The 15385-nt window shown below is 66.4% G+C and carries 15 protein-coding genes; 13 read left to right on the forward strand and 2 right to left on the reverse strand.

Features of this window, described 5'->3' with window-relative positions; all coding sequences use genetic code 11:
* Positions 1-188 precede the first annotated feature (188 nt).
* The 7 genes from folP to CIT37_RS27750 all read left to right on the forward strand — a co-directional run bounded on the left by folP (position 189) and on the right by CIT37_RS27750 (position 7318).
* A complete protein-coding gene (gene folP, locus CIT37_RS27720; RefSeq protein WP_028142939.1) occupies positions 189-1049 on the forward strand; it encodes a dihydropteroate synthase in 861 nt (286 codons plus the stop codon).
* On the forward strand, positions 1046-1414 hold the full coding sequence (gene folB / locus CIT37_RS27725) for a dihydroneopterin aldolase (RefSeq protein WP_027533885.1): 369 nt from the start codon (positions 1046-1048) through the stop codon (positions 1412-1414). The genes folP and folB overlap by 4 nt, the downstream gene beginning before the upstream one ends.
* The gene (gene folK / locus CIT37_RS27730) at positions 1414-1905 is read left to right on the forward strand and encodes a 2-amino-4-hydroxy-6-hydroxymethyldihydropteridine diphosphokinase (protein WP_095425341.1); all 492 of its coding nucleotides are present in this window, start codon (positions 1414-1416) and stop codon (positions 1903-1905) included. The genes folB and folK overlap by 1 nt, the downstream gene beginning before the upstream one ends.
* Before the next feature lie 80 nt (positions 1906-1985).
* Positions 1986-3857 (forward strand): methylmalonyl-CoA mutase family protein, encoded by a 1872-nt coding sequence (locus tag CIT37_RS27735; RefSeq protein ID WP_095425342.1) that lies wholly within the window; start codon positions 1986-1988, stop codon positions 3855-3857.
* Entirely contained in the window at positions 3854-4318 is a 465-nt protein-coding gene (locus CIT37_RS27740) for a GFA family protein (protein ID WP_095425343.1), read from the forward strand. Before CIT37_RS27735 ends, CIT37_RS27740 begins: the two co-directional genes overlap by 4 nt.
* A 16-nt stretch (positions 4319-4334) precedes the next feature.
* Positions 4335-6491, forward strand: a complete 2157-nt coding sequence (gene scpA / locus CIT37_RS27745; RefSeq protein ID WP_038947823.1) for a methylmalonyl-CoA mutase — start codon at positions 4335-4337, stop codon at positions 6489-6491.
* A gap of 38 nt (positions 6492-6529) precedes the next feature.
* Entirely contained in the window at positions 6530-7318 is a 789-nt protein-coding gene (locus CIT37_RS27750; protein ID WP_028143171.1) for an RsiV family protein, read from the forward strand.
* Between the two features lie 7 nt (positions 7319-7325).
* On the opposite strand, the gene CIT37_RS27755 is transcribed toward CIT37_RS27750, so the two are convergent.
* A complete protein-coding gene (locus CIT37_RS27755) occupies positions 7326-7904 on the reverse strand; it encodes an SRPBCC family protein (RefSeq protein ID WP_244439130.1) in 579 nt (192 codons plus the stop codon).
* Between the two features lie 104 nt (positions 7905-8008).
* On the opposite strand from CIT37_RS27755, the gene CIT37_RS27760 reads away from it, so the two are divergent.
* The 6 genes from CIT37_RS27760 to CIT37_RS27785 all read left to right on the forward strand — a co-directional run bounded on the left by CIT37_RS27760 (position 8009) and on the right by CIT37_RS27785 (position 14542).
* Positions 8009-9001 (forward strand): tripartite tricarboxylate transporter substrate binding protein, encoded by a 993-nt coding sequence (locus tag CIT37_RS27760; RefSeq protein ID WP_028143173.1) that lies wholly within the window; start codon positions 8009-8011, stop codon positions 8999-9001.
* A 224-nt stretch (positions 9002-9225) separates the two neighbouring features.
* Positions 9226-9732, forward strand: a complete 507-nt coding sequence (locus CIT37_RS27765) for a tripartite tricarboxylate transporter TctB family protein (protein ID WP_095424612.1) — start codon at positions 9226-9228, stop codon at positions 9730-9732.
* A gap of 6 nt (positions 9733-9738) precedes the next feature.
* Positions 9739-11250 (forward strand): tripartite tricarboxylate transporter permease, encoded by a 1512-nt coding sequence (locus tag CIT37_RS27770; RefSeq protein WP_028143175.1) that lies wholly within the window; start codon positions 9739-9741, stop codon positions 11248-11250.
* A gap of 51 nt (positions 11251-11301) precedes the next feature.
* A complete protein-coding gene (gene meaB, locus CIT37_RS27775) occupies positions 11302-12291 on the forward strand; it encodes a methylmalonyl Co-A mutase-associated GTPase MeaB (RefSeq protein ID WP_095424613.1) in 990 nt (329 codons plus the stop codon).
* On the forward strand, positions 12288-12941 hold the full coding sequence (locus CIT37_RS27780; protein WP_095424614.1) for a pyroglutamyl-peptidase I: 654 nt from the start codon (positions 12288-12290) through the stop codon (positions 12939-12941). Before meaB ends, CIT37_RS27780 begins: the two co-directional genes overlap by 4 nt.
* 230 nt (positions 12942-13171) lie before the next feature.
* Entirely contained in the window at positions 13172-14542 is a 1371-nt protein-coding gene (locus CIT37_RS27785; protein ID WP_095424615.1) for a TIGR03808 family TAT-translocated repetitive protein, read from the forward strand.
* Between the two features lie 128 nt (positions 14543-14670).
* On the opposite strand, the gene CIT37_RS27790 is transcribed toward CIT37_RS27785, so the two are convergent.
* Positions 14671-15336 (reverse strand): TIGR03809 family protein, encoded by a 666-nt coding sequence (locus CIT37_RS27790; RefSeq protein ID WP_161966486.1) that lies wholly within the window; start codon positions 15334-15336, stop codon positions 14671-14673.
* Positions 15337-15385: the final 49 nt, after the last annotated feature.

The following is a 15385-nucleotide window of genomic DNA, read 5'->3' on the forward strand; positions in this document are numbered from 1 at the left end:
TATCGGTCACAGACGGTGGCAGTACCGGACTACGAGTCTTCGCCAAACTTTACCCTGGGGGTATGGGTCCCGGCGTTCGCCGGGACGACAGCTGGGGTGATGCGCGAGAGTGCCACAATATCGATGCCGCCCGCCGACACCGCCATCCCGCCTTGACTCCCCCTCGCCGACCGCGCAAAGCCACCCACATGAATGCCTCGCCCTCCCCATCCGTCCCGCCGGCCGGCTCGGCCGGGCCAGATGCGCTGCGGAAACTGCTGGAACGACCGATCCCGGCGGTGATGGGCGTGCTCAACATCACCCCGGATTCCTTCTCCGACGGCGGCGAGTTCATCGGGCCCGAGCAGGCGCTCGCGCGGGCGCGGGCGATGATCGCGGATGGCGTCGACATCATCGATATCGGCGCCGAGTCCACCCGGCCCTACAAGGGTGCGAAGGCCGTCACGGCGGAAAGCGAGCTGGCCCGGCTCAAGCCGGTGCTGGCGGGCGTCGTGGCCCTCGGCGTGCCCGTGTCGATCGACAGCATGAAGGCGGAGGTGGTGGCCTATGCGCTCGACCAGGGCGCGGCGATCGCCAATGACGTCTGGGGTCTGCAACGCGACGCCGCGATGGCGCCGCTGGTGGCCGCAAGAGGCGTTCCCGTCATCGTCATGCACAACCGCGACGACGCCGATCCCGCCATCGACATCATCACGGACATGAAGACGTTCTTCCTGCGCTCGCTGGACATCGCCGCAAAGGCCGGCATCGCGCGCGAAAAAATCGTGCTCGATCCCGGCATCGGCTTCGGCAAGACCGCCGAGCAGAGCATGACCGCGCTGGCACGCTTGCGCGAATTCGAGATGTTCGGCCTGCCGATCCTCGTCGGTGCCTCGCGCAAACGCTTCATCGCCTCGGTGTCGCCGTCGGAGCCGAAGGAGCGGCTCGCCGGCTCGATCGCCGCGCATCTGATCGCCGCGCAACGCGGCGCGAAGATCATCCGGACTCATGACGTCGCCGAGACCCTGCAGGCGCTGCGGGTAGCGAACGCAATCGAGGGCAAGCAATGACCGATACGATCTTCGTCACCGGCCTGTCGATCCACGCCCGCCACGGCGTGATGGATCACGAGACCGAAGTCGGCCAGCGCTTCGTCATCGATCTCGAACTCTATACCGACCTGTCGGAGCCCTCGCGCAGCGACCGGCTCGCCGACACGGTGTCCTACGCCGACGTCGTGGCGACGACGACGGCGGCGTTCAAGAATACCAATTACAAGCTCCTGGAGCGCGCGGCCGGCGCGGTGGCCGACGCCATCCTGTCGCACTTCCCGCGCATCCGCGCCGTGAAGATCACCGTGCACAAGCCGCATGCGCCGATCGCCGCGATCTTCGACGACGTCGGCATCATGCTGACGCGCTCGCGGCACCCCTGATGGCAAGCGTGCTGATCGCACTCGGCGGCAATGTCGGCGATGTCCGCGCGACGTTCGCCAAGGCGATCGCCCATATCTGCGGCATGGCGCAAGCTGCGCTAATCGCGCGATCCTCGGATTATGCGACGCCGCCGTGGGGCGACGAGGAGCAGGCTCCCTTCATCAATGCCTGCATCGAGATCGAGACCGGCCTCGATCCGCACGCTCTGCTGTTCGTGCTGCAGAAGGTCGAGCAGAAATTCGGCCGCACGCGGGACAAGGAGCGGCGCTGGGGCCCGCGCACGCTCGATCTCGACATGATCGCCTATGACGATGTCAGCTTGCAGAAGCCGGATCTGACCCTGCCGCATCCGCGCCTGTTCGAGCGCGCTTTCGTGCTGGCACCGCTGGCCGAAATCGCGCCGGACCGCGTGATCTCGGGCATTCCAGTGCGTGACGGGCTCGCCAGCGTCTCGACGCAAGGCATTGAGCGGCTTCCGGATACCGGTTAACCAAAAACAACCGTTTGCAGGGGCGGCCCGCCGTGGCAATTTCGCCTGCGAATAACGATACGTTGGGAGCCCTTGGCCGCATGACCTCCGTGACCGACGACCTGCCGCTGGCGGCCGATTTTCCCAAGGCGAGCGTCGAGGACTGGCGCAAGCTGGTCGACGGCGTGCTGAAGGGCGCGCCGTTCGAGAAGCTGGTCGGCAAGACCTACGACGGAATCAAGATCGAACCGCTCTATCCGCGCGCCAAGGGCGTTGCGCCCGTGATGGGACGGCCGGCGGCGGCGCCCTGGCAAATCGTGCAGCGGATCGACCATCCCGATGCGGCGCTCGCGAATGCGCAGGCTTTGCAGGACCTGGAGAACGGCGCGACGGGGCTCGCGCTGGTGTTCGCCGGCGCCAATGGTGCTCGCGGTTTCGGTCTGGAACCGTCGGCCGAGGCCGTAGCAAAGGTGTTGAAGGACATCCATCTCGATGCCGGCATCGGCCTCGATCTCGAGATCGGTCCGCAATCGCGGATGGCCGCGATCCACGTCGCGGAATATGTGAAGAGCAATGGCCTCGATCCCGCCGCCTGCAATATTCGCTTCGGCCTCGATCCGCTCGCGGCCGGCGCGGTGTGGGGCCACAGCCCCTATACCTGGGAGGAGATCGCTCCCGCCGTCACCGGCGCGATCAAGGGCCTCGCCGGGCTCGGCTTCAAGGGACCGTTCGCGTCCGCCGACGGACGCGTGATCCACGATGCCGGCGGCTCCGAGGTGCAGGAGCTCGCCTTCGTGCTCGCCTGCGGCGTCGCTTATCTCCGCGCGATCGAAGGCGCCGGCATTCCGCTGGAAGCCGCGCAAGGCATGGTCTATGCGCGGCTTGCCGCGGATGCCGACCAGTTTTTGACCATGGCCAAATTCCGCGCGCTGCGGCTGTTGTGGGCGCGTATCGAAACAGCGTGCGGGCTGACGCCCAAGCCATTGTTCATCGCCGCCGATACGGCCTGGCGCATGCTGACGCAGCGCGATCCCTATGTGAACATGCTGCGGGCGACCATCGCGACATTCGCGGCAGGGCTTGCCGGTGCCAACGCGATCACCGTGCTGCCGCACACGCTGGCGCTCGGCCTGCCCGACCCGTTCGCACGCCGCGTGGCGCGCAACACGCAAGCCCTGCTGCTGGAAGAGAGCAACCTCGCCAAGGTCTCTGATCCCGCCGCCGGCGCAGGCGGCATCGAGACGCTGAGCGCGCAGCTTTGCGAGGCGGCCTGGGCGCTGTTCCAGGAGAGCGAGACAGCCGGCGGCGCCTTCGCCGCGCTTCAGCAAGGCGTATTCCAGAGCAAGGTCGCGGCCGCGCGAAAAGCGCGTGACGCCAACATCGCAAAGCGCCGCGACGTGCTGACCGGCGCCAGCGAGTTTCCGAACCTGCACGAGAGCGAAGCCACGGTGCTGAAGGCAACGCCGGTTGCGCTCGCGCCTTACGGGGAACAGAAATACAAGTTCGATGCGCTGCCGCCGATCCGGCTGGCGGAACCGTTCGAGGCGCTGCGCGACAAGTCGGATGCAGCACTCAAATCGCGTGGTGCGCGGCCAAAAGTGTTCCTGGCCAATCTCGGCACGGCCGCCGATTTCACGGCGCGCGCGACTTTCGCCAAGAGCTTCTTCGAGGCCGGCGGCATCCAGGCTGTCGACAGCGAGGGCTTTGCCGATCCGGCCAAGCTCGCCGCCGCCTTCAAGACTTCGGGCGCCGAGCTTGCCTGTCTTTGTTCCAGTGACAAGGTCTATGCGGAACACGCCGAAGCTGCAGCGAAGGCCCTGCAAACGGCCGGCGGGCGACATATCTATCTGGCAGGCCGCCCGAGCGAGACCGAGGCGGCGTTGCGGGCCGCCGGCGTCACGGGTTTTGTCTTCGCCGGAGGCGATGCGCTTGCCACGCTGCAAGACGCCTATCGACGGATGGAGCAGACATGACCGAACCAGGCAAACCAGTTCTCAGCGGCGGCTGCCAATGCGGGGCCGTGCGCTTTGGCGTCACGACGGCGCCAACCAGGATTTCGATCTGCCACTGCCGCATGTGCCAGAAGGCGGCCGGCGCGCCGTTCGCTTCCTTTGCCGACATCAACAAGACGGACTTTGCCTGGACCAAGGGGCAGCCGTCGTTCTTCCGCTCCTCCACCATCGCCGAGCGCGGCTTTTGCGCGGCCTGCGGCACGCCGCTGAGCTTCGGCCGCATCGGCGGCGACCGGATCGAGATCATGACCGGCGCGTTCGACCGTCCTGACCAGATCATTCCGACGCGACAGTTCGGCACAGAATCCCGTCTCGGCTGGGTGGTCGGCATCGCCAATTTGCCGAGCCAGACCACGCAACAGAATTACGGACCGGAGAAGATGGCAACCATCGTCAGCCATCAGCATCCGGATCATGATTGAGGATATGGTTGAAACCATGAGCCGCATTCCCAATTTCGCTGATGTCGCCTTCGAGCGCGCCACGACCGCCGCGCCGTCAGGCAGCGCCGAGCCGTGGCTGACGCCCGAGGGCATCTTAGTGAAGCCCGCTTATGGCGAGGCCGATCTCGCCGGGCTCGATTTCCTCGAGACCTATCCGGGCATCGCGCCGTTCCTGCGCGGCCCCTACCCGACCATGTATGTCAACCAGCCCTGGACGGTCCGGCAATATGCCGGCTTCTCCACGGCGGAGGATTCCAACGCGTTCTATCGCCGCAACCTGGCGGCCGGACAGAAGGGCCTCTCGGTCGCTTTCGACCTCGCCACCCATCGCGGCTACGACAGCGACCATCCGCGCGTCGGCGGCGATGTCGGCATGGCCGGCGTCGCCATCGATTCCATCTACGACATGCGCACGCTGTTCGCGGGGATTCCGCTCGACCGGATGAGCGTGTCCATGACCATGAACGGCGCGGTGCTGCCGATCCTCGCGCTCTACGTCGCGGCCGCCGAGGAACAGGGCGTGCCGCCGGAAAAGCTCTCAGGCACCATTCAGAACGACATTCTGAAAGAGTTCATGGTGCGCAACACCTACATCTACCCGCCCGCGCCCTCGATGCGGATCATCTCGGACATCTTCGCCTACACCTCGCAGAAGATGCCGAAATACAATTCGATCTCGATCTCCGGCTATCACATGCAGGAGGCCGGCGCGACGCAGGACCTCGAGCTCGCCTATACGCTCGCCGACGGCGTCGAATATCTGCGCGCCGGCCTTGCCGCGGGCCTGGATGTCGACCGCTTCGCGCCGCGGCTGTCGTTCTTCTGGGCGATCGGCATGAACTTCTTCATGGAAGTCGCCAAGCTGCGCGCCGCGCGCCTGCTCTGGGCAAAGCTTCTGAAGCCGTTCAACCCGAAGGACCCGCGCTCACTGTCGCTGCGCACGCATTCCCAGACCTCGGGCTGGTCGCTGACAGCGCAGGACGTCTTCAACAACGTGATGCGCACGACGGTGGAGGCGATGGCGGCGACACAAGGCCACACCCAGTCGCTGCACACCAACGCGCTCGACGAAGCGCTGGCGCTGCCGACCGATTTCTCGGCGCGCATCGCCCGCAACACCCAGCTGTTCCTGCAGCAGGAGAGCGGCACCACCCGCATCATCGACCCCTGGGGCGGCTCCTATTATGTCGAGCGTCTCACGCGCGACCTCGCGGCGAAAGCGTGGGGCCACATCCAGGAGGTCGAGGAGCTCGGCGGCATGGCGAAGGCGATCGAGGCCGGCCTGCCGAAGCTGCGCATCGAGGAAGCCTCGGCCAAGACGCAGGCCCGGATCGACGCCGGCAAGCAGGCGGTGATCGGCGTCAACAAGTACAAGCCCACCGACGAGGACAAAATCGAAATTCTGAAGGTCGACAACACCAATGTTCGTCGGCTGCAGATCGACAAGCTGACGCGGCTGAAGTCCGAGCGCAACCAGAACGACGTCGATGCCGCCCTCGCTGCGATCACGCGCTCGGCCGGCGAAGGCAACGGCAATCTGCTGGCGCTCGCGATCGACGCGGCGCGAGCGAAAGCAACCGTCGGCGAGATTTCGGACGCGATGGAGAAGGTGTTCGGCCGGCACCGCGCCGAGATCAAATCCATCACCGGCGTCTACAAGCGGGAGGCGTCCAGCATGGGCAATCAGGTCGAGAAGGTTCAGGCGCTGATCGATGCCTTCGAGGAAGCCGAGGGTCGCCGTCCGCGCATCCTCGTCGCCAAGATCGGCCAGGACGGCCACGACCGCGGCCAGAAGGTGATCGCGTCGGCATTCGCAGACATCGGCTTCGACGTCGACATCGGGCCGCTGTTTGCGACCGCCGACGAGGCCGCGCGACAGGCCGTCGAGAACGACGTGCACATCCTTGGCGTTTCCTCGCTCGCCGCGGCCCATCTCACCGCCGTGCCGGAGCTGAAGGCCGCGCTGAAGAAGCAGGGCCGCGACGACATCATGATCATCGTCGGCGGCGTGGTGCCGCCGCAGGACTACGACGCGCTCTATGCCGCCGGCGCCGAAGCGATCTTCCCGCCGGGCACCGTGATTGCGGACGCCGCCGAGGAGCTGATCCGCAAGCTGAATGCGCGGCTCGGGCATAGCGAGGCGGCGGAATAGCTTCGCCGTCTACTTCCCGACAAGAAGGAATTTGCGTGATGTTTTTCGCGCCCACGTTCATGCGCGCGCTCGCTGCTGCCGCAGTTTGCAGCGCATTGTTCGGTCCCGCCCACGCCGCCGACCCCAAGCCAGACGCCGTCATCAAGACCAAGAGCATCGAGGCCCGCGTGTTCCTCGACGACAAGATCAAGGCGGATGCGGCGCTGGCGGCGGATTGCCTGGCCGAGGGCAAGAAATGGCTCGACAAGAACGCCGCCGAAGCGGCCGCCTCGCGCAAAGCCGATCCGCAGTTCTTCAAGGACGGCGGCTGGGATTTCGAGCGCAAATATGAGATCCGCTCGGTCGTCGCCGACCGCTACGTCAGCATCCTCCGCAACGACTACATGAACACCCATGGCGCCCATCCCAATTCGAACGTGGATACGATCCTGTGGGACAAGGCCGACAACAAGCGCATCTCGATCCGCCCGCTCTTCACCGAGACCGCCGATAACGGGGCGACGATGAAGGCGATGGTGAAGGCCATCATCGCCTCGCTCCGCACCGAGAAGAAAAAGCGCGATGCCGGCGAGACCGCGACTGACGAATGGTTCAAGGGCGTCGCGCCGAGCCTGCTCAAGGTCGGTGCGGTGACGCTCGCGCCCTCGACCGAGGCGGGCAAGAGCTCCGGGCTGACCTTCCACTATCCGCCCTACGCCGTCGGCCCCTACGTCGAGGGCGAGTATGTCGCCTTCGTGCCGTGGGAAACGCTGAAGCCTTATTGGACCGCGGAAGGCGCGCGCATCTTCGGCGGCGCGCGGCCGAAGGGTGACGCCGAGGAGCCGTGAGCGGTCGCTAACTGGCCCGCGCCAGCGTCCGCGCAAGTGAGTCCGTCCAATCGGGAATCCAGGAGGCGAATAGCGCCTGCCAGCGATCGGCATCCGCCGGCTCGGTATCAAGGGAGACCGACCATTCGATGAGGGTACGATCGCCCTCGACGATCGGGCGCAGATGCATGGTGCCTTGATAGCGCGTCGGCGCCGGCGTCTGGCTTCCGTCATCTTGCGGATACGGCAGCGCTTCGAGACCGGCATAGGTCAGGGTATGCTGCCGGTCCGAGTGATCGACCAGGCGCTGGCGGATCCAGTTTCCGAGATAGCAGAAGCGTCTGACGGCGCCGACTTCATCGCCGCGCTTGTCGTCTTCGATCTCGCTCTCGCTCACGCCGTCGATGTAAGCGGGATAGTTGTTGAAGTCGCGGATCAGCGACCAGACTTCGTCCAGCGGGCGGTCCAGCACGGCGCTGTAATAAGCTTGGGTCATCGGTGGCTTGCCTTTGGATTTCGTTACGCGCAGAGGTTGGCGAATTGCGCGGGCAAAACCCACCCGATTTCCGACTGCCCATCCGATGGGCATGCTGTTTTCACACAACATGGCGATCTCGTTGGTAGCGCTACCTTGCGGGGGCGCTGCAAAGCCGACTAGAATGGCGCATTGAGAAGAGCACCCGACGTCACGGGCGCCGCTGGGAGGATTCAATGTCCAAGATTTCGCGCCGCACCTTTGCGGCTTCGACCGCCGCAGTTGCGGCATCCGCCGCTTTCGGCTTCAAGCCAGCGCTTGCGCAAGCCTATCCGGCCCGGCCGGTCACCGTGATCGTGCCATGGGGCGCGGGCGGCGGAACCGATGCGACCGCGCGCATCGTCGCAGCGCTGCTGGAAAAGGACCTCGGCCAGCCCTTCAACGTGGTCAACCGCACCGGCGGTTCCGGCGTGGTCGGCCATAGCGCGATCGCGACCGCACAGCCCGACGGCTACACCATCGGCATGCTCACCGTCGAAATCTCGATGATGCACTGGCAGGGCCTCACCGAGCTGACGCCGAAGAGTTACACGCCGCTGGCGCTGATGAACGAGGACCCCCCGGGCATCCAGGTCTCCTCCTCGTCGCCCTACAAGACGGTCAAGGAACTCGCCGAGGCGATCAAGGCGGCGCCTCCCGGCAAGTTCAAGGCCTCCGGCACCGGCCAGGGCGGCATCTGGCATCTGGCGCTGGTCGGCTGGATGCAGGCGATGGGCCTGCCCGCCAACCAGGTCGCCTGGGTGCCCTCGAACGGCGCGGCGCCTGCAATGCAGGATCTCGCCGCCGGCGGCCTCGACCTCACCACCTGCTCGGTGCCGGAGGCGCGCGCCATCATCGAGGCCGGCAAGGCCAGGAGCCTCGCCATCATGGCCCCCGCGCGCAACCCGATCTTCAAGGACGTGCCGACGCTGAAGGAAGCGATGGGCATCGACTATGCGACCGGCGCCTGGCGCGGCATCGGCGCCCCGAAGAACCTGCCGCCGGAGATCGCAACCAGGCTCACTGCGGCGCTGAAGAAGGTCTACGAGTCCGCTGAGTTCAAGGACTTCATGAGCAATCGCGGCTTCGGCACCGTGTGGGGCGATGCCGGCCAGTTCGCAGGCTTCATGGACAAGGGCGACGCCCAGATGGGCGAAGCGATGAAAGCGGCGGGCTTGAGCAAAGCGTGACGTTTCACATAGCTCACGCGTGAGATGACTTTGATTGATGGTCACGGCACTTCTTCAACCTCTCCCCGCTTGCGGGGAGAGGTCGGATCGCATCGCAGATGCGATCCGGGTGAGGGGGAGTCTCCGCAAATCCAATTCTCACCTCCCCCGCGGAGAGCCCCCCTCACCCCAACCCTCTCCCCGCAAGCGGGGCGAGGGAGAACATCGTACGTAGGACTTCTCCCATGCGTCTTCCCGACTCCGTTACGGGATCGTTTCTCGTCGTGCTTGGTGCTGCGGCTGCCTATGGCGGCTGGATCTTGCCGCCGGTGCCGGGCCAGCCGGTCGGCCCCAACGTGTTTCCGCTCGTGATCGGCAGCGGCCTTGCGCTGTGCGGGCTCGCGATCGTGTTCGGGATCGGCCATTCCTTCGAGGAGGAGGAAGAGCTGATCCCGCTGGAGGACGGCCAGGCGGCGGCCGCTCCACCGCCGCAAGGAAAACTCGAAGGCAAGCTCTACGGCCTGCGCGCCTTGCTGCCGCCGGCGCTGCTGCTGTTCTACGTCGTCGCCGCCGACCGGCTCGGCTTCATCATCACTGCGGCGATCATGGTCTATGTGACGTCCACCGCGCTCGGTGCGAAGTGGAAGCTGGCGCTGCCGCTTGCCGCGCTGTCGCCGTTCGCCATCCACCTCATCTTCGGCAAGCTGCTGCGCGTGCCGCTGCCTGCCGGCCTGCTGCCGACGCCCTGGTAATCCCCCATGCTCAAGACCCTGATTGAAGCATTCGCGCTGATCTCCACCTGGGAGGTCATCATCGCAATGTTCGCAGCCTCCGTGTACGGGCTCGTGATCGGCTCGCTGCCCGGCCTGTCGGCGACGATGGCGACCGCCCTGCTCGTCCCCGTCACCTTCTACCTCTCGCCGATCGCGGCGATCGCAACCATCGTCGCGGCGTCCTCGATGGCGATCTTCTCCGGCGACATTCCGGGCGCACTGCTGCGCATTCCCGGTACGCCTGCCTCGGCCGCCTATGCCGACGAGGCCTATGCCATGACGCGCAAGGGCCAGGCCGAGCTCGCACTCGGAGCCGGCGTCTGGTTCTCCGCCGTCGGCGGCATCGCCGGCGTGCTGTCGCTGATGATCCTGGCGCCGCCGCTCGCCGAGATCGCGTTGTCGTTCTCGACCTTCGAATATTTCTGGCTGGCTCTGCTCGGCCTGATGTGCGCCACCTTGGTGGCGCGCTCCTCCCCGGTGAAGGCGATCGCCGGCATGTTCCTCGGCCTGCTGGTGTCCTGCATCGGCATCGAGAATCCCGGCGGCGTGCCGCGCTTCACCTTTGGCCTCACCGATCTCTTCGGCGGCATCGAGCCGATCCCGGCGCTGGTCGGCGTGTTCGCGGTGGCGCAGGTGATGCGCGCGATGCTGACGCCGGAGCCGCCGCCGCTGCCGCGGCGAAAATTCGGAAGCATCATGGCGGGACAGTGGAGGCTGACCAAGCTGTATCACTGGCAGATGACGCGCGGGAACATCGTCGGCATCATCATCGGCGTGCTGCCCGGCGCCGGTGCCGACATGGCCGCCTGGGTCTCCTACGCGATGTCGAAGCGCTTCTCCAAGGAGCCGGAAAAATTCGGCACCGGCCATGTCGAGGGCCTGGTCGAGGCCGGCGCCAGCAACAATGCCAGCATCGCTTCGGGCTGGGTGCCCTCGCTGCTGTTCGGCATCCCCGGCGACACCATCGCCGCGATCGCGATCGGCGTGCTCTACATGAAGGGCCTCAATCCGGGCCCGACGCTGTTCACCGAGAAGGCGTCGAGCATGTACGCGATCTACCTGATGTTCATCATCGCGAACATCATGATGATCCCGCTCGGCATCGCCATGATCCGGGTCGCGGCCTACATCCTGCTGGCGCCGCGCTCCGCGATCATGCCGGTCATCATGCTGTGCTGCGCGGTCGGCTCGTTCGCGATCGGCAACAACATGTTCGGCGTCGTCACCGTCGCCGCCTTCGGCGTGATCGGCTACGTGATGGAGGCGAACGGCTATCCCGTCGCCGCCATGGTGCTCGGCATCGTCATGGGGACCATGGTCGAACAGGCCTTCGTCACCTCGCTGATCAAGTCCGACGGCAGTATCCTGCCGTTCTTCGAGCGCCCGGTCGCGGCGATCCTCGCCGCGATGGCGATCGGCGCCCTGCTGTGGCCGGTGATGGTGTGGGTCTGGCGCAAGATGAAACCGGTGCAGACGGCGGTGGCGACAAGCAGGTGATTCCGGGCGAGCGGCCCTCGCCTGCCCCGCCTCGGCGTTGTAAAGCAGGGCATGACTGAGAAGAAGGCCTCGCTGGACATCAAATCCCTCGCCCGCGACTTGCGCGCCGGCAGCCGCGCGGCGCTGGCGCGGGCCATCACGCTGGTGGAGAGCCGGCGCGGCGACCACCAGGCGCTGGCGCGCGAGCTGGTGCAGATGCTGCTGCCCGACACCGGCAAAGCGTTCCGCGTCGGCATCACGGGGTCGCCCGGCGTCGGCAAGTCCACCACCATCGATGTGCTCGGGACCTATCTGATCGAGCAGGGCCACAAGGTCGCGGTGCTCGCGGTCGACCCGTCCTCGGCACGCAGCGGCGGCTCGATCCTCGGCGACAAGACGCGAATGGCGCGGCTATCAGCATCCGACGATGCCTTCATCCGCCCCTCGCCGTCCTCGGGCACGCTCGGCGGCGTCGCGGCAAAAACGCGCGAGGCGATGCTGCTCTGCGAGGCGGCGGGCTTCGACGTCGTGCTGGTCGAGACCGTCGGGATCGGCCAGTCCGAGACCGCGGTCTGCGACATGACGGATTTCTTCCTCGCACTGATGCTGCCGGGAGGCGGCGACGAACTGCAAGGCATCAAGAAGGGCCTGGTCGAGCTCGCCGACATGATCGCGATCAACAAGGCCGACGGCGACAATCTCAAGCGCGCCAAGATCACCGCCGCCGATTATCGCGGCGCGCTGCATATTTTGGCGCCGCGGTCCGAACATTGGCACCCACCCGTCGTCACCTATTCGGCGCTGGCCGGCACCGGCATCACCGAGCTCTGGCAGAAGGTTCTGGACCATCGCAAGGCGATGAACGCGTCCGGCGATTTCGCCGCGCGGCGGCGTCAGCAGCAGGTGAAATGGATGTGGTCGATGCTGGAGCAACGGATGCTGGCGCGGCTGCGCAGCGAGGCCCCGGTTCGCAGCAAGGTCCGGAAGATCGAAACCGAGGTCGCCGACGGCCATCTCACGCCGGCCCTCGCCGCCGAGCAGATCCTGGAGTTGCTGCAATGAGCGAAAAGCTCCGCATTCTCCTCACCGGTTTCGGCCCGTTTCCCGGCGCGCCCTTTAACCCGACCCGGCCGCTGGTCGCGCGGCTCGCGCAACTGCGCCGTCCGGCCCTCGATGATGTCGCGCTCTCCAGCCACATCTTCCCGGTCACCTATGCCGCAGTCGACCGGCAATTGCCGGAGGTGCTCGCGAAGGTGAAGCCGGATGCGCTGTTGATGTTCGGCCTCGCCGCGCGCACGCCTTACCTGCGCATCGAGACCCGCGCCCGCAACGCCGTCACCATGCTCTGGCCCGATGCCGCCAACACCCGATCGAGCAAGCGCGGCATCGCCGGCGATGCCGACGCGATGAATTTCGGTCCGCACACGGCAAGGCTGCTGCGCGCCGCGCGCCTCACCGGCATCGATGCGCGCGCCTCGCGCGATGCCGGCGCCTATCTCTGCAACTATCTGAGCTGGCGCGCGATCGAGAATGTGAAGGCGGGCGGGCCGCAGCTTGCGGCGTTCATCCACATTCCCCTGCTCGCGCGCGGCGGTGCAGTGCGGCGCAAGGGCGCGCCGCGGATCACGCTGGACGAGCTGGTGGATGCGGGGGAAGCGATGCTGATGGAGATGGTGGCGTTGGCAAGGAAGGCAGGGAACAAGGCTTCGTAGGGTGGATTAGCGAAGCGTAATCCACCATTTTGGCTTCAGCACACACCGTAGTCGCGGTGAGATGGTGAGTTACGCCGCGCGGACTGCGCTTCGCGCAGCCGCGGGGCTAACCCACCCTACGGCACCGCCTCTGCGTAAACATTTAACCCTACCGCGAACTATCCTCACGACCCCGGTCGCCCTGCGCTACCTAGTCGGCGCGGACCCCCGCGTCCGCCGGAGGACGCGTCATGGACCTCAATCGCCGCCATCTCATCGGAGCTTCGACCGCAGGTATCGCGGGCGCCCTCGCCATGCCGGCCGACGCCGCGCGCGCGGCGCCGCTGACATCCCTGCTGGGCCGCGATGCCACGCAATACGGCGTGCGGCCCGGCAGCAGCGAGGATCAGACCCGCGCGCTGCAACGCGCGATCGATGAGGCCGCGCGGGCGCAGATGCCGCTGGCGTTTCCGCCCGGTATCTACCGCAGCGGGCTGCTCCGGCTGCCGAACGGCGCACAATTGATCGGCGTCCGCGGGGCGACAAAATTCGTCTTCACCGGCGGGGCATCGGCGATCCAGAGCGACGGTTCGGACTCCCTTGGCCTCACCGGCATCACTTTCGACGGCGGCAACATCCCGCTGCCGGCGCGGCGCGGGCTGATCAATGTCCTCGGCGGGCGCGATACGCGCATCACTGATTGCGAGATCACGAATTCAGGCGGCAGCGGCATCTGGCTCGAGCAGGTGTCCGGCGACATCTCCGGTAACATCTTCACTGACATCGCGGTGACCGCGGTGGTCTCGTTCGATGCCAGGGGCCTCAGCGTCTCCCGCAACACGATCATCGGCACCAACGACAACGGCATCGAGATCCTGCGCAGCGCGATCGGCGACGACGGCACGCTGGTTGCCGACAACCGCATCGAGAACATCAAGGCCGGCCCCGGCGGCTCCGGCCAGTACGGAAACGCCATCAATGCCTTCCGCGCCGGCAACGTGATCGTGCGCGGCAACCGCATCAGGAACTGCGATTACTCCGCCGTGCGCGGCAACTCCGCCTCGAACATCCAGATATCAGGCAACAGCGTCAGCGACGTGCGCGAGGTCGCGCTCTATTCGGAGTTTGCGTTCGAGGCCGCGGTGATCGCCAACAACACGGTCGACGGCGCGGCTGTCGGCGTCTCCGTCTGCAATTTCAACGAAGGCGGCCGCATCGCGGTGGTCCAGGGCAACATCATCCGCAACCTGATCCCGAAGCGCCCGATCGGCACCGCGCCCGACGACGACGCCGGCGTCGGCATCTACATCGAGGCGGATACCTCGGTGACCGGGAATTTGATCGAGAACGCGCCGTCCTACGGCATCGTCGCCGGCTGGGGCAAATATCTGCGCGACGTCGCGATCACGGGCAACGTGATCCGCAAGGCCCTCGCCGGCGTCGGCGTCTCCGTCGTGCCGGGCGCCGGCATGGCGCTGGTCAACAACAACATGATCTCCGAGACCCCGCGCGGCGCCGTGGTCGGCCTCGATCACGCGCGGGCCGTAACCTCGGATCTGTCAGCCGACGGCGCGCAACGATTTGCGCAGGTGGTGCTCGGCGGCAATGCAGTGCGAAGGTAGGCATCGGCCTGCAGCTGGGCCGTTCATCCTTCGAGGCTCCCCACGCGGCGCGTTGCGCCACGTGTCTCGCACCTCAGGATGACGGTGCAAGAGAGCCGGTTGCCTCTCCTCCATCCCCACCTTAACGGCTAGAACGCGTTCCTGAGCAGCGGGTACTTGGCTTCAAGGCCGTCGAGGCTAAAGGTGAATTCGACGACGCGCTCGGGGGCTGCGACGATTTCGGCGGCCGGCGGGGCGAACTGCGGCAGGAGCGATGCCATCGCAGCAGGCGCGGCGAGCGGTGACCTCACGGCAGGTGCGATCAGCGGCGCCCTCGCAGCCGGAGCCTTGAGCGGCGGCATCTCGGCAGGCGCGATGAACGACGCCATCGCAGCGGAGGCTGCGGGCGCGGCGAGTGGCGCGATCGGGGCTTCGGTGATCTCGGCGAGAACGTCCGGCTTCGGGTCGAGCCTGACCGGCACGGCGGTCTCGGGGGCGATGTGGACGGCCTTTGGGTGCAGGGTCTTGGGCTGCAAGATCTGCGCCTGCTGCTCGCGCGGAAACACACGGGGCATGGTCGCCGGCGACCAACCGAATGCCGGCGTCACGCTTGCAGCGGCCTCGGCGACGTCAGCACCGGTCGCAAGCGCGCGCCAGGTCTGGACCGCGCGCTTGGCTTCCTGGATATTTTCGAGGAATGCGATCTCTGAGTGATAACGGCGCCAGCGGCCGGTCTCGAACATTTCGGAGAGATGTTGCAGCCGCTGCTCGGCGAGAGCGCACCAGCGCGCCGCGACGTCGCGGCCAGCAACCACGGCACGCGCAGACGCGCAATCAGACTCTTGGCGATGTGTCATGAACCAG

This window comes from Bradyrhizobium ottawaense, from assembly GCF_002278135.3.
In the GTDB taxonomy this organism is placed as follows: Bacteria; Pseudomonadota; Alphaproteobacteria; order Rhizobiales; family Xanthobacteraceae; genus Bradyrhizobium; species Bradyrhizobium ottawaense.